Consider the following 13,441-nt stretch of genomic DNA (forward strand, 5'->3'; position numbering starts at 1 on the left):
ATTACCATTATGGAAAAAGTAATACATAAAGTCATTGAGTCTGAAAAACCGATAAGGCTCTTACATAAGCATATTAAAGCCTACAATAAAGATAAGTCACTTGGTCTTCAAATTAGAGAACAACACACAAAAACTGCTGAGACTATTTTTAAAATTGCCATCAAGAAAAATGTGAACTTTTCTAACCCATTACACACCAGTTTAGTGGAACTGGGGCAGGAAAGATATGTATGTGGGTATTTTAAAGACAATGGTGCATCTATCGCTTCACAATTAAATATCCATGTAAAAAGCTTAGATAGTCATATAGAACGGCTTGCAATAGCAGGTATATTAACCGCTTATAAAGTAACTCTAAACGGTGGAAATATCAGAAGAAAAGGGAATCATAAAGAAACCCTTTTTGCCATCAACAGTCAATTTTTTAACCTAAGCAATCAATAGAATGATATCTGAATTTCATAATCTGCCACCACCGTAAATTAATCTTTCATATTCGAGAAAGTGAAAAATTGTGCGCACAATTTAGAGACTTTAAATAATGTCTATAACAACGTAAAAACAGGCAAGTGAAATTTCTTTGCCTTTACTTTCCGAAGTACTTGGAATACTTTTCCACCTTCTGGAAGTAAGGCCTTACTGTGTCAGAAAGACTTACCTAAAAACTTTCTGAAATTACTTACAGAAAATACTTTCAGAAAGCTTTCAGAAAGTGTGAGAAGTAGGAAGAGTTTTGAGCATAAAAGAAAAATTTCAAAAATGATGAATGGTTCAAATTTGATGAATAGTGCAGAAAAAGAGCGAAAGTACAGGTGCATTGTAAAAGTATCAGGTGAAAAGTTTGTAAAATATAATACCAGTAACCTGCTTGATTTTACTGATTTTTTAGATAAAAAGTATCCAAATTGGCGCTGGTTCAATGTCTACAACAAAAAAAACAGAAAGCAAATAGGCAGTTTTACAAAAAAGCGAAGACCTAATCAAAAAAATATTTAAGACGCAGGAAAAGAGTATCATAACTCTTTATTGCTTGGCAACTGCAACTAAAAATAAGTTGCAACAATTCAAAAGGGGGGACATTTATTAGTCCTCCCATCATTTAAACCAATTCAGTAATTACCATGCAATTAAAATACACAAATAGAGAAGTATCAGAAATGAGTATTTCTGATTTAATGAAAGTTATTAATAACCCATCAGTGGTTGAAATCTCTAGAAAGAATGCTAGAGATAGTTTGGATGCATTGATCAAAGAGCACTATATCAAACAAAATGCTTTTTCACCAATAAATACTCTTTCGAAGTGTCAAAAGAACTCTTTGATAAAACTGTGGGTAGTATTTAAAAATTCAAAAAAAACTGAGGGTTGGGTAGAAAGGTATTACAGCATAGATTATCCTCATGAAAGAGAGCTATTTAAAGACCAAGAACTCATTGAAACCCGACTAAAAAATGAAAACATTCATTTTGTAAAAAACTTCTATGGTTATAATAAACCTCTTACTGGCTATAAAAAGTTATATGATTTAGCAATGAATTACTACAGACAAGGCAGAGTTTTGCACATGAAATTCTACTTAAATACAGTGTATGAACAACAGGAAAATGGAGAGTTCATGCCTAAAGAATTATATGGTTGGTCGATTGACAATTCATATAAACAGTATAATCAAAATAATGACTCAACTGGAAAAATTATTACAATGATTTAATTATGATTTTATAAAACTTATTCTTTTCACTCAGAATAAACACCTTAAATTAGGCATCTATATATCATTTACTTGATATTATAATTGAATGATCTTAATATATTCGAATTGCAAATTATGTATTTTTAATTTAATGATTTTATCTACAATTATTTGTATAATTGAGTGTTGATTTTAAAAAAAAAGAAGCTGAAAATGAAGTTAGATAACTTTAAGCGATATCAAAATGGACTAACTTTAGATACTTTATTTCCAAAATTAATGGGTGTTTGCGCATGTGGTTGTGCAAATAAACTAGAAGGAAGGCGAAAAAAATGGTATAGTGATGAATGTAGAAAAAAAGCACTTTTTGAATTTTATATTATAAAAGGAGATCCTACTTTTATAAGAAAACTACTTTTTGAAATTGATAAAGGATTTTGTAGAAGTTGTGGCTCTTCCGATGAAGAATGGGAAGCAGATCATATTATACCAGTAACATTGGGAGGTGGAGCCTGTGGACTAGACAACTACCAAACATTGTGTAAACATTGCCATATTGAAAAATCAAAATTAGATACTATCCCAAATAGCTCTTATGTTTTTACATCCAGATTTAATATCATTTGTAATTCTTATTATCGAATTAGGGCAGATTGAAGTAAAATCTCTAAAAACATCATAAGATATACAAAGCTTGTTATCTAGCTGTTCATTATCAAATACAATATTTTCAATTGCATACATGTATAGAATTGCAGAAATATATTTAGATGTATCTTCTGGTAATTCTGTACTTTGACTAATATGAACTTTACCTATTCCGAATTTATTTATTCCTTTATTGTTTACTTTCCTTATTATGATATCTGGATTAACACTTACATCAACTCCTTCAATTATTATATTCTTTTTATGAATATCTAAAGCAGAATAAATTAAGTTTTTATTTATTGCATTCGTGTTCAACACAAATTCTAAGGCCTCAATTGAATTCCTTTTTTCATTTTCTAAGAAATCATTATTAATACCTTTATTTCTTAGATAATCTAAACATTTTAAAATAATCTCAGCATTAAAGTTACTTTGTAGATAAGCATTAATTGCTTTTCTTGCATCAGAATAATAAGTATAAGTAAAACGGTTTTCATCTGGATTTTTGAATGTTTCAAGAATTTTACGTTGACGTGTAGAATTGGCCGTCAAAAATTCGCCTAGCTTATTTATAGAAATTTTTGGTGTGTTCTTATTAGTCATGATAATAAATTATTATAAATCAGAAAAAACTACTATTATTTGATCAAAGTCATAAATTAATCAAATAATAGTAAATATATTAATTATTCAAATAATTGACTCCTAATAAATTATTGATTCAAAACATCAAATATTAGATGATTCTCTTAATAAAATCTATAGAAAGTAGTAGGGTAAATTATATATATTTAGTCAACCAATTAAATAACAAACTAATCAGATGAAGGATCTGCTAAATAAGATATCGTCATATAACATTTTCAATTATCTGTTCCCTGGTGTCTTATATGCAGTCATTATAAGTAAAATAACAAAAATTAATATCTTACAAGAAGATATACTTGTTGGAGCTTTTCTTTATTATTTCATAGGTCTTGTCATAAGCCGTATTGGTTCTTTGTTAATTGAACCATTTTTAAAGAAAATCAAATTCATAAAGTTTGCTGAATATTCTGACTTTATTCAAGCATCTAAAGATGATCCAAAAATTGAGGTTTTATCAGAATCAAATAACACTTATAGAACTCTGACTTCATTATTTTTTTTGATTATTATTTCCAAAGTCTTTTTATTGTTATCAAATAAATACCAATGGCTTATAGACTATAAATGGTATTTTATCTCCAGTAGCCTTTTAATAATGTTTGCTTTTTCTTATAGAAAACAGACTATTTATATCACAAAAAGAATTAAAAATTCATTGAAAAGTAAAAACAGAATTATATCATGAGCAATCATTGTGAAGTTGTCTTTTGGGATGTGCAACATGGTCATATGACATATATTAAAACTCCTAATAACAGACATATTGTAATAGATTTGGGAACTGGGGATTATTCAAAAGGAATTGAGAATTTTAGCCCATTACTTCATCTAAAAAATAAATACAAAGTAAATCAGCTTGATTACGTTATCATTACTCATCCCCACCTAGATCATATTGACGACATTCTCAATTTTGATGCTTTGAAACCAAGAGTATTACTTAGGCCAAATCATTTAAGTAATGATGAAGTAATGGAGAGAGTACTTGAAAGAGACAGAGCAAAATTTGAAAAATATTGTGAAATAAATAATAGATACAACCAACCAATTGATCCAAGTTCAATTGATGATAAATCAAATCCTAGTAATTGGGGTGGGCTTGAAATAAAAACCTTTATTCCAAAATCTTGTAATCATAACAATTTTAATAATCATAGTATAATAAGTGTTTTTGAATTTGCAAATATAAAAGTTGTAATACCTGGAGATAATGAAAAATGCTCTTTTGACGAGCTTATGTCTAAAAATGATTTTGTTGAAGCTATATCAAATGCTGATATTTTACTAGCTCCTCATCATGGACGTATGTCAGGATTTAATAACGACTTTGTTAAGGCTGTAAATCCTAGAATAACTGTTGTATCAGACTCCAAGTTTTGTGACACAAGTGCTAATGCAAATTATACTGCAAAAAGTAGAGGATGGACTGTACACAATAAAAGTAATTTCACTTCAAAACAAAGAAAATGTTTAACAACAGCTTCTGATGGAGAAGTGGTAGCACATTTTGGATATCAACCAAGTGGCAGGAGTTATCTAAAGGTAATGATTAAATAAGAAAATTGAACTTGCTGTTATATGATAATCATAATTTTTGATTTCCCCTTTTTGTGAATGGATCAAAAAGTATTTTTGAAATTCTTTTACATTAAAAAAGTAAATAATGATAATTTCACCAAATTAAATATATCGTTTAATTTTAACAGGGTATTAGCATTACGTCTATTATATTCATTATTTGAATATTAAGCTATTCTGATGCTTAATAAATTTTTTTCTTTTTTAGATATTTAATAGAAATATATATGCATGTTAAAAAACTAAAAATAGTAAAGTTATATGGTTATATTGATAAAGTAATTGACTTCAATCATGACTTAACTATACTTGTCGGAATTAATGGGGCAGGAAAGACTAGTATATTAAATATTGTTAATTGGATTCTTAGGCCATCTCTACCAAATTTATGTGTGACCGACTTTAAGTCACTCACACTATTTTTTGAATACCAAAAAGAAAATTACGAAATAAATTGCATCCATTATAAATCAACTTTTCGCTATAAATTGAAGGTAGGGAGCAGTCAAATGCATCCTCTTATAGTGAAATTGAGAGAACATCCCTCAAATATTGAAAATAATGAAAATCTTAAACAACAAGTACTTCAAAGTTATTTGCATCTAGGTCCAGATGATAAGGAGAAAAAAACTTGGCAAGTTATTTCTAAATTCCCAAAACCAACAGTTGTAGGTTTAGATAGACATTTATATGCAGAAGAGTCTGAACAAGTATTTGTTGAAGACAGCTTGAAAGGAGATGTCATTAGAAGAAAACAAAAAGTGTCTATTTCTCCACTTGATCGTGTAAAGGAAATAATAAATAAAGAATATAGAAAACAAAAAAACTCAATTCTTAACCTTACAAATTCTCTTAAAAATCACTTAATGCTTTCGGCTTTTAATGGAAGTATTACTGAAGAATCCTTTTCAAGTGGAATTAGATACAAACTCACATATCAACAAATAGAAAATGCTGAAAATCGAGTACATGACTATTTTGAGAATTTTGAAGAGACAATCTTTGGAGATTCGGAAAAGGAAACAGTAAAAAAATATTTTTCTGATTTAAAAGCTATTACTACAGAATATCAAAATAACCCTGAAAAAGACATTGTAAAACTCCTATACGGATTAAATGCAAACCAATTTATAAAAGTCAGAAAACTACTTCGTGAATTCGAAAAATTTGAAGAAAAAGTTTCAAAAACAACTGCACAAATTCAAAACTATTTACAAACTTTAAATTATTTTTTTAAAGATTCTGGTAAGGAAATAGCGTTTAAAGAAGATACTTTTGAATTAACTTTTAATACAATTAATAGAAAAGGAGAGATAGAAATCAAATATAAAGATATTAACTTTTTATCATCAGGTGAACAACAGATATTAATCCTTTTCTCTTATATAGCATTTAATAATTCCGATGGTAAAATATTTATAATAGATGAGCCAGAGCTCTCATTACATATTAAATGGCAAGAAGATTTCTTAGAAAAATTAGATACAATAACACCAAATAACACGCAAATTATTCTTGCAACTCATAGTCCAATTTTAGTAAGTAAAAAGAAAAAAAAGGCGCAGTTGTTAGTGCCTTATAATTAATTAAGTAATTATTATGGAGCAAGGATTTCCAGTACTGACAGATTCATTTCTCAATGGGCAAGATATATTTTATGGACAATTTAATGATATTGAATTTTATGTAGAGGATACTGATCAAGAAAATTTATATTTTAATGTTTTAAAAAAGTTATTTCCTGATTTAAAATTTGAAAAGATATTTCCTCTCAATGGTAAAACCAATGTTATATCTACAGCTCAACAAACAAGTAATGATAATAAAAAAGTTTATATAGTTGACCTAGATTTTGATGAAATACTTAATCAAAAAGAAAATATTAATAATTTGTTTTATTTAAACTGCTATTCAATTGAAAACTCTTTACTTTCAAAAGAAGCTGTTTATGAAATTATAAAACAACATAATCCAAAGTTAAAAGATGCTGATATAACAAACCAATTTAATTATAATTACATTCTAAAGTCTGCCGCAGAATGTTTACAAAAACTTATTGAAGCATTTGTGGTGATAAGAAAGTTTGAGCTTGGTATTCAATATTATAACATTAATACTAGCCGAGACTTTGATTTTAATATTCCTTCTCCGCATTTTAGAATGAATTTTATTTCGGATTATCTAGAATCAGTTGAACAAAGTTTAAAACATATTGATCGTAGATTCACACTTTTATCTAAGTCTAAAGAATTTAGAAGCTACTTTAATAAATTAGTTAACTTTCTGTTAAATGCTCCAGGTAAATATATTCTAAGAATTATCAAAGATAGACTCTATCAGATGAATTTAATTTATAATATGTCACTTGAATCATTTACCTATCTACTTTCTAAAGAATTTCAAGGCGAAGAATTAGACTATTTAAAAAGTGAAATATCATCTTTTATAGAATAAGAATACTCTTTTTAAGTTGCCCTGTTTTTTATTTTTAGTGTCTTTGAATCCAATATTTAATATAAATGTCATAAGATACGATAAATATTTGGTATCGTTGATGTCCATAATAATGGTTTCAAAAAAGCCAATAATCGTCATTTATGTTAATAAAAACATTCTATGCCTGGTTAGCTTAAACCAGGCTTTTTGTTTGGAAGATCTGAAGGTTTATGTTAGGGAAGTGCAAAAACTAGCAAGCTGGTCACCAAATTAAATTCTATCTATTTTCAAAGTACCAAAACGTTATATAAAAATCGCTTCAAACAGAATATTCTATAAGTTTAGTTTTTATTTAACTTTTTTATCTGAAGTAATTTTTGAGTGTCTTCTAAATCAAGTAATCTACTTGCAGTTTCTTTTGCTTTAATGAGTTGATTGATATTTATAATATCAATGGAAAGCCCTTCTTTATTAAGCGTTGATCTATGTTTATAACAGTGATTAAAGCCCACACCTGTTATTTCAGTATAAATATGAATGAGATTAGGTTTTGAGCCAAATTCAAAAAGCATATGAGGGTTTTTAATATTTTCTGGAGAAAAGTTGATAGAACTATAACCAAATTCTCTAGTGGCACATATAAAATTCATTAAATTGTCAATGTGTGGTGAAACCCAGATATCAAGTCCTTTTGTGGATCTATTAAAACCATGATAAACAACCGCATATCCTCCCACTATCAAGTATTTTACTTGGTAAATATTTAAGAATCCAATAAATTTTTTATAATTCTGGTTACTGGTCATATTTAATCTTCTATTACTGGCACTTTAACTTCAAGAAATTGCAGCATTCTTCTACTTTTGATGTTGCAGAGCTTCCATTCCATATTTCACAAAATCAATTTCTCTTAGAGGATACTCTGGAATATTCTCCAGTTTGTTTAGTGCTTTTCCAGCTCTAACACGTCTACTGATTGTTACCCGACAAGTATTATTCTGACAAGAGAGTGTGTCCTGCTTTATAGTTAAAAAAGGTTCTAAGCAGTGATAACAAATTTTTTCATAATATAATCTACCTCTAAAAACTTGTCTTGCCAGCACATTTTTCTTACCTAATATTGATCTATCTATCCTCATAGTAGCATTAATTAAAATGTATATAAAATTAACTATAATTAACCATACTTAACTATCATGTACAGTTTTAGTGATCTATACCTGCATATAAGTACAAAAAAAAGCCTAAAAACAAGGCAACAAAGCTTAAAATTTTGTTTTTTTATACTATCATTTAAGCATAAAATTATGATTAAACCTATTGAAAGCTTGCAAATTGTAGATGCTAAAGTTATTATGAATTTACTGGGTTGCTCCCAAGCCACTGCTTACAGGAAAATACAAGCAATTAAGAAGGAGAAAAGAAATCCAGATAAGGCAATGATTACTTTAACAGAGTTCTGCGATTATTACGAGATTAAAAAATAAAACATGCTCATACTTAGTCAATCTTTATCAATGTTACTCACAATTTATCAGTGGTTTTGATAAAAGTATAATCTATTAGTTGATTAGCTAAAACTAAAAAAGAGTTTTAGTCTATGATACTACAAAGATTTTTTAAGCGAGTTAAATTTTTAATTCGTCGTCTATTCGCCTCTACTGCTATCAAAGAGGTGCTTTCCTTTACTGCCCAGCTGCGTGCAGTAGTAGAAAATCCTGCTACCACTGATATTATTATCCTCACACCTTCTGAAACAGATGACAAAGTATTTGCTAAAATTAAAGACGCTTTTACTACAGTAGACACCTTTGAGGAAATCACTGCTAAGGCAAAGGAAAAAGAAGGCGTTGATTTGGTTGAATACTTTGTAGAAAGGGTTAGAAACACCAAGAAAAGTAAACGAGGGGCTGTTTATCTAGCTATTGCTTCAGAGCTGCTTAGAAAGGTAGATGAAAAGTACTCCCACTCTGAAGCAGACACCCTTGTCCAGCTTGCCTATACAGATCAAAAGTATAGGTCATGAAAAGAGCTATAGAAACGGGTTTATTGATTACTGCTGTGGTAGTTGTTATCTGGCTATATCGACTTTATAGGCTGGCTAATCAATTACAGGTGTTTAATAATATCCAAGTGCATAACTTGGATACTGGAGGAATCAACCTGACAGCTAACAGCCTGATCAAAAATCCGACTGATGTTAGCTTAAGCATTACTAAACCATTTATCAGTTTGTATTTACCAGGCGAATCAAGTCCATTTGCCTCTTCAGTCATTGATTCAGGCATTGTCACTTTTGAGCCAGACAGTCAAAGTGTGATTAGCACTAAAATACCCATAGATTATCAAAATGCCGTCAGTCTTCCTATGAAGCTTATTTCTAATACAGCTATAGATGTAGAAGTCACTGCCCGCTTCGGTTTATTTAAGTTATTCCAGTTCAAAAAACGAGAAAGGGTTTCTATATGAATGCAGTAAGCACACATATCGCCAGTCTTTCAGATGGAAAAGATACCTATTTGGGAAGAGCCACTATTGAAGAAACACTTCAGCAGATGAAAAGAATTGCTACACTCTATTCCTACCAGGTAGCTTCTTTGGCTTTAGAGCTGAAAGGAAAAGACCGCAAGGCCTCTGCAAAAAATATTTGGAATTGGGTAAGAAAGCATATCAGGTATCAAAAAGATGTATCTGGAAAGGAAGAATTAAGGAGACCTGCAAGGGTGATCAAAGATCAAGCAGGTGACTGTGATTGCACGAGTATATTGATCTCTGCCCTACTTCAAAACTTAGGTATCCCTCATTTTTTTAGAGTAGTAGATGTAACAGGTGAAGGTTGGGAGCATGTCTATATTGTTGCCTTAGATGAGTTAGGAAATCACATATACTTAGATACTGTCCCAGAAATACCCTATTTCAATTTTGAACACCCCCATATCAAAAAACAAGATTTTTATATGAAAAACTTAGCTGGTATTGATAATGAAGAACTGATTCTTATCAATACATATTTAAGCGAAATCATGCTTGCCTTAAACAAGTTTGAAGAAACAGAGGAAATCAAACTTGAAAAAGCCCTAGTAAAAACAGTCAGGGTATACTTAAATGATGCCAGTCTATCTAAAAAGGTAATTGAAAATGCATACCAAAGAAGCATTTACTTCAAAGAAGTATACAAGGAGCTTTTAGGCTATGCCATGAATGGCTTAGGGGTGATTCCTGTTGTTGCTGCTGGTGCAGTTGCTCTAGTAAATAGTAATGCAGGAAAAGCCATCATTTCAACGATTGGCTCAAAAGTAACTGGAGCCATTAGTAATTTATTAAAGAAAGGTGGCAAAGGAGGGATTGGGCAAACCACACTTTCCCCAGGAGATATTTTTGAGGATCAAGCAGGCAATACAGTTAAAATCCTGAGTGATTATGATAGCGGCTTAGGTTATTCCATGTCCATCAATAATGGGGCTTCCACTTCAGCAGTAAGAGCCTCAGAGGCAGCTATTGGTATAGATGGCAAAATCTATTTGAGAAATCGCGGAGGCAAAGACAAAGATCCAGAGTATTTTTTAATTGAAAAAGGGGCTTCTTTTGCTGGAAGGCAAAATATCAAGCTTTTATACAAAGCAGACAAAAACTCACAAGGAGAATGGCCTAAAGCGGTATTGGATGCATTCGAAGCGCAAATTGTTGCACAAAATGCCAGTGCACAACAAAGTGTACAGCAGTATGCTACTACCACACAAAATAGTTATCAGCCGACAGGCACTCAAACAGATCAATCTGCTTCCAGGTCACTTACCATTACTACTGAAAATCAAGATCCTGAAAAAGGAAATAGTGAATCATTTTATCAAAAGAATAAAACGCTCATCATGGTAGTGGTGGCTATAGTGGTGATGATCACTGTAGGAAGTGGCATTTTTTTAATGAGTAAAAAATCAAAATAAGATGACAAAATTATATGAACTGTCTGGGATTAGCCCAAGCATGAGTCCTGATGTCTTAGATACCTTGCTTTTAGAAGTGTATGCTTTATATAAAAAGTTAAAAGCAGGGCAAAATGAAAAAGAAGCAGCCATTGCCAAAACAGTGATTGTCTTTTCTGATACTGATCAAGGCAAAATGGCATTAAACAATGCCATTAAAAATTCAGCCTATTCTGCTATCTATCAAGACATTTACAATGTGCTCTATCCTCAGCAATTAGGCAATATCACTCCTTTGGTCTTTGGTAATGAAAGTAATAGTCAGCAAACAGTAATTGCTCCCAATGATCAAGAGACAATAAGGCTCATCGAGTACTTTGCAGATTACTACCAAAGAAAGTATGAATCTCTATTCAAAGGGAAATCATTTTTCCAACTCTTAGCAGACAGAGGTTTAATTAACAAATCAACTACTGATGCGCTTAAAAAATCAAGCAATCCAGGCACAGTGTATTCTATACCCTATAGAATTGCCTATCAAGAATACATCAATTATTCTAATGACAAATTGATCTTAGATGCTAAAAGATTGGGTTTTCAAGACTTCAAAGGAGCAACAAATGAAGCTGCAACCAAATCAGAGCCCAGCTCTGGGACGAATCCTGGAACCAATTCTGGAACCAGCATTCAAGAAAGAAGTATTACCACACAAAATGCCACAGAAATGACAGATAATATAAAATTAAAGCCCGTTACTGCTAGCGATGAAGCAGATTTACCTACTCGCTCATTAACTACAGTAGTTCCCACGGATACACCACCAAGTAATGAGGATGGAAAGTTTTCCATCAAAGAATTTATCAATAAAAACAAAACCTGGCTTATTGTAACAGTTGTTTCTATTGTGGCCATCATTACAGGTTATTTTGTCTTTAAACCCAAGAAGAAAAGAAGAAAAAGTCTGGCTGGAGTAAGAAGAAAGAGACGAACTGCTCGCAGAACTGCTCGCGGAAGCATTCGCACGAGTACAGCAAAAAGAAGAACATCTACCAGGACAAGTAGCAGTACTACTCGCAGGCGAAGAAGAAAACCCACTAGAAGGCTTAACGGTTCAAATGTTTTACTCATAGAGCCTCCTAAAATGATTGTGTCTAAAACAAAGCCAAAACGCAGAAAAACGACTTCTACAAGTACTTCCAGAAGCAAAACTACTGCAAAAAGAAAGCCTGTGACTCGAAGAAAAACAACTGCTAGAAGAAGTACTTCCACTCGCAGAAGAAGGGCTGCATAGTAAGCAGATAACTGATCATTTTAATTTTTTAAAAAGTTTTTATCATCAATAATTTTCAACAAAATGGATCTTACACAAGAAGAAATGGTTTTAGCTGGCCTGAATGGAAAATTAGCTGGCGCAAATCAAGAGGCTATTAATCAATTATTGGCCAGAGAAGCTTCAGCTCATCCATACAGACGCCAATTTTTAGAAAGGCTGAACTACATGCCTGAAAGTATTCAGCAAGAACTACTCACTGGTAGATTGCAAATGGTGGATCATACCTATTTTAAAACAGAAACATTTACGGGCTCCTCCTGTGATGTCTTTCAAGAGGATGATGATATTCAGGTGGGTGTGGGTAATGTGGCTAAAAGTCGCTTGGAAAAAAATCGTCCCTTTGTCCTTTCTGCCATTCAATTATTGTATGCTACAGATGCCGCTGATGCAGTAGCGAATTTTGAAAGTGTAGAATACCCAGTAGCATTAAAAAGAGGCGAAGTTTCTTTTAGGTATAACTCCAAAGATGTACTTGAAAAATTGCCTGTGTTAGGAAGTTTTGATCCAGGTTTAGATGGCTATATGATCGATAAGCAGTATGGACTGTATGAATTGAAAAATCCGAAAGTAATGATGGATGATCGTATTGAGTTTGCAGTCAGACTGTATGCAGGTCAAACTTTGGGGGCAAATGCTCATGCCATTAAGGTGCATTTGATTGGCACTACGGTAAGACCTTTCTAAACAAAGAAGCTCAACTGAATTGGACATTAACCCAGTTTCATGCTGGGTTATAAATTTTTTTATATGAATAGCGATACTTTAGAAACCTCTTTCAATGCTTATGTAGCTGAATTAAATAGGGCAAAATGGGTAGAAGCCTTAGAAATTGCTGTTACTGCTCAAGGTGGAGAGTTTAGTGTAAAATATGAGCATCAGCTTGATTATGATCGCATTGATGGAATTTGTGTGAACTATTTACCTGATGCATCAGATGAAAAGTCTGGTGAAATTGTAGAGTTTAAAATTGACAATGAAAGTGTATTCTTTGATAAGGGATTGGGTCTGGATTTTATCACAGCCAGAGATCACCTGAATTTAACAGATCGCTTTTTTCGTGTTTCCAAGAAAATAGATCGAGATGAAAATATACAAATCACGATCAAGGACACGACTACAGGTGCATTCACAGCTTATGTGAGAAAGTTTTACTTATTGATGAGTAAGCCTGTATAAGA

At 31.4% G+C, this 13,441-nt stretch carries 18 protein-coding genes; 15 read left to right on the plus strand and 3 right to left on the minus strand.

From position 1 onward, the window contains the following. Positions 1-9: 9 nt before the first annotated feature. From OQ292_RS05645 to OQ292_RS05660, 4 genes are all read left to right on the plus strand, one after another. On the plus strand, positions 10-444 hold the full coding sequence (locus OQ292_RS05645; protein ID WP_284685083.1) for a hypothetical protein: 435 nt from the start codon (positions 10-12) through the stop codon (positions 442-444). 315 nt (positions 445-759) lie between these two features. Then, positions 760-996 carry a hypothetical protein gene (locus OQ292_RS05650; protein ID WP_284685084.1) on the plus strand — a complete coding sequence of 79 codons (237 nt, stop codon included), beginning with the start codon at positions 760-762 and terminating at the stop codon, positions 994-996. Positions 997-1,121: 125 nt separating this feature from the next. Beyond that, positions 1,122-1,712 (plus strand): hypothetical protein, encoded by a 591-nt coding sequence (locus OQ292_RS05655; RefSeq protein ID WP_284685085.1) that lies wholly within the window; start codon positions 1,122-1,124, stop codon positions 1,710-1,712. A gap of 195 nt (positions 1,713-1,907) precedes the next feature. Then, the gene (locus tag OQ292_RS05660; protein WP_284685086.1) at positions 1,908-2,351 is read left to right on the plus strand and encodes an HNH endonuclease; all 444 of its coding nucleotides are present in this window, start codon (positions 1,908-1,910) and stop codon (positions 2,349-2,351) included. Here OQ292_RS05660 and OQ292_RS05665 read toward each other — a convergent pair. Beyond that, positions 2,265-2,948: a hypothetical protein gene (locus OQ292_RS05665; RefSeq protein ID WP_284685087.1), complete on the minus strand. Its 684-nt coding sequence runs from the start codon at positions 2,946-2,948 to the stop codon at positions 2,265-2,267. The genes OQ292_RS05660 and OQ292_RS05665 overlap by 87 nt on opposite strands. A 220-nt stretch (positions 2,949-3,168) precedes the next feature. Between OQ292_RS05665 and OQ292_RS05670 the strand changes: the two genes are divergently transcribed. The 4 genes from OQ292_RS05670 to OQ292_RS05685 all read left to right on the plus strand — a co-directional run bounded on the left by OQ292_RS05670 (position 3,169) and on the right by OQ292_RS05685 (position 7,025). Beyond that, entirely contained in the window at positions 3,169-3,678 is a 510-nt protein-coding gene (locus tag OQ292_RS05670) for a hypothetical protein (protein WP_284685088.1), read from the plus strand. Continuing rightward, entirely contained in the window at positions 3,675-4,550 is an 876-nt protein-coding gene (locus OQ292_RS05675) for a ComEC/Rec2 family competence protein (protein WP_284685089.1), read from the plus strand. Before OQ292_RS05670 ends, OQ292_RS05675 begins: the two co-directional genes overlap by 4 nt. A gap of 248 nt (positions 4,551-4,798) precedes the next feature. Then, positions 4,799-6,157 (plus strand): AAA family ATPase, encoded by a 1,359-nt coding sequence (locus OQ292_RS05680; RefSeq protein WP_284685090.1) that lies wholly within the window; start codon positions 4,799-4,801, stop codon positions 6,155-6,157. A gap of 13 nt (positions 6,158-6,170) precedes the next feature. After that, on the plus strand, positions 6,171-7,025 hold the full coding sequence (locus OQ292_RS05685; protein WP_284685091.1) for a DUF4435 domain-containing protein: 855 nt from the start codon (positions 6,171-6,173) through the stop codon (positions 7,023-7,025). A 323-nt stretch (positions 7,026-7,348) separates the two neighbouring features. On the opposite strand, the gene OQ292_RS05690 is transcribed toward OQ292_RS05685, so the two are convergent. After that, on the minus strand, positions 7,349-7,813 hold the full coding sequence (locus OQ292_RS05690) for a hypothetical protein (protein WP_284685092.1): 465 nt from the start codon (positions 7,811-7,813) through the stop codon (positions 7,349-7,351). 51 nt (positions 7,814-7,864) lie between these two features. After that, positions 7,865-8,146: a hypothetical protein gene (locus tag OQ292_RS05695; RefSeq protein WP_284685093.1), complete on the minus strand. Its 282-nt coding sequence runs from the start codon at positions 8,144-8,146 to the stop codon at positions 7,865-7,867. A gap of 168 nt (positions 8,147-8,314) precedes the next feature. Between OQ292_RS05695 and OQ292_RS05700 the strand changes: the two genes are divergently transcribed. The 7 genes from OQ292_RS05700 (at position 8,315) to OQ292_RS05730 (ending at position 13,439) form a co-directional block, all read left to right on the plus strand. Beyond that, complete coding sequence (locus OQ292_RS05700) at positions 8,315-8,494, plus strand: hypothetical protein (protein WP_284685094.1); 180 nt, start codon at positions 8,315-8,317, stop codon at positions 8,492-8,494. A 113-nt stretch (positions 8,495-8,607) separates the two neighbouring features. After that, on the plus strand, positions 8,608-9,033 hold the full coding sequence (locus OQ292_RS05705) for a hypothetical protein (RefSeq protein WP_284685095.1): 426 nt from the start codon (positions 8,608-8,610) through the stop codon (positions 9,031-9,033). After that, the gene (locus OQ292_RS05710) at positions 9,030-9,476 is read left to right on the plus strand and encodes an LEA/WHy family protein (protein ID WP_284685096.1); all 447 of its coding nucleotides are present in this window, start codon (positions 9,030-9,032) and stop codon (positions 9,474-9,476) included. The genes OQ292_RS05705 and OQ292_RS05710 overlap by 4 nt, the downstream gene beginning before the upstream one ends. Beyond that, entirely contained in the window at positions 9,473-10,951 is a 1,479-nt protein-coding gene (locus OQ292_RS05715) for a transglutaminase domain-containing protein (RefSeq protein WP_284685097.1), read from the plus strand. The genes OQ292_RS05710 and OQ292_RS05715 overlap by 4 nt, the downstream gene beginning before the upstream one ends. A gap of 1 nt (position 10,952) precedes the next feature. Next, complete coding sequence (locus tag OQ292_RS05720) at positions 10,953-12,221, plus strand: hypothetical protein (RefSeq protein WP_284685098.1); 1,269 nt, start codon at positions 10,953-10,955, stop codon at positions 12,219-12,221. A gap of 63 nt (positions 12,222-12,284) precedes the next feature. Beyond that, entirely contained in the window at positions 12,285-12,947 is a 663-nt protein-coding gene (locus OQ292_RS05725; protein ID WP_284685099.1) for a hypothetical protein, read from the plus strand. A gap of 63 nt (positions 12,948-13,010) precedes the next feature. Beyond that, positions 13,011-13,439 carry a hypothetical protein gene (locus OQ292_RS05730; RefSeq protein WP_284685100.1) on the plus strand — a complete coding sequence of 143 codons (429 nt, stop codon included), beginning with the start codon at positions 13,011-13,013 and terminating at the stop codon, positions 13,437-13,439. Positions 13,440-13,441 lie beyond the last annotated feature (2 nt).

Source organism: Chondrinema litorale, from assembly GCF_026250525.1.
Taxonomy (GTDB): domain Bacteria; phylum Bacteroidota; class Bacteroidia; order Cytophagales; family Flammeovirgaceae; genus Chondrinema; species Chondrinema litorale.

Bases quoted from the DNA above. Each gene is read 5' to 3' on its own strand.
- OQ292_RS05710 (WP_284685096.1), top strand. From the start codon at position 9,030: ATGAAAAGAGCTATAGAAACGGGTTTATTGATTACTGCTGTGGTAGTT.
- OQ292_RS05695 (WP_284685093.1), bottom strand. From the start codon at position 8,146: ATGAGGATAGATAGATCAATATTAGGTAAGAAAAATGTGCTGGCAAGA.
- OQ292_RS05675 (WP_284685089.1), top strand. From the start codon at position 3,675: ATGAGCAATCATTGTGAAGTTGTCTTTTGGGATGTGCAACATGGTCAT.
- OQ292_RS05665 (WP_284685087.1), bottom strand. From the start codon at position 2,948: ATGACTAATAAGAACACACCAAAAATTTCTATAAATAAGCTAGGCGAA.
- OQ292_RS05700 (WP_284685094.1), top strand. From the start codon at position 8,315: ATGATTAAACCTATTGAAAGCTTGCAAATTGTAGATGCTAAAGTTATT.
- OQ292_RS05670 (WP_284685088.1), top strand. From the start codon at position 3,169: ATGAAGGATCTGCTAAATAAGATATCGTCATATAACATTTTCAATTAT.
- OQ292_RS05705 (WP_284685095.1), top strand. From the start codon at position 8,608: ATGATACTACAAAGATTTTTTAAGCGAGTTAAATTTTTAATTCGTCGT.
- OQ292_RS05715 (WP_284685097.1), top strand. From the start codon at position 9,473: ATGAATGCAGTAAGCACACATATCGCCAGTCTTTCAGATGGAAAAGAT.
- OQ292_RS05680 (WP_284685090.1), top strand. From the start codon at position 4,799: ATGCATGTTAAAAAACTAAAAATAGTAAAGTTATATGGTTATATTGAT.
- OQ292_RS05645 (WP_284685083.1), top strand. From the start codon at position 10: ATGGAAAAAGTAATACATAAAGTCATTGAGTCTGAAAAACCGATAAGG.
- OQ292_RS05730 (WP_284685100.1), top strand. From the start codon at position 13,011: ATGAATAGCGATACTTTAGAAACCTCTTTCAATGCTTATGTAGCTGAA.
- OQ292_RS05720 (WP_284685098.1), top strand. From the start codon at position 10,953: ATGACAAAATTATATGAACTGTCTGGGATTAGCCCAAGCATGAGTCCT.
- OQ292_RS05725 (WP_284685099.1), top strand. From the start codon at position 12,285: ATGGATCTTACACAAGAAGAAATGGTTTTAGCTGGCCTGAATGGAAAA.
- OQ292_RS05655 (WP_284685085.1), top strand. From the start codon at position 1,122: ATGCAATTAAAATACACAAATAGAGAAGTATCAGAAATGAGTATTTCT.
- OQ292_RS05685 (WP_284685091.1), top strand. From the start codon at position 6,171: ATGGAGCAAGGATTTCCAGTACTGACAGATTCATTTCTCAATGGGCAA.
- OQ292_RS05690 (WP_284685092.1), bottom strand. From the start codon at position 7,813: ATGACCAGTAACCAGAATTATAAAAAATTTATTGGATTCTTAAATATT.
- OQ292_RS05650 (WP_284685084.1), top strand. From the start codon at position 760: ATGATGAATGGTTCAAATTTGATGAATAGTGCAGAAAAAGAGCGAAAG.
- OQ292_RS05660 (WP_284685086.1), top strand. From the start codon at position 1,908: ATGAAGTTAGATAACTTTAAGCGATATCAAAATGGACTAACTTTAGAT.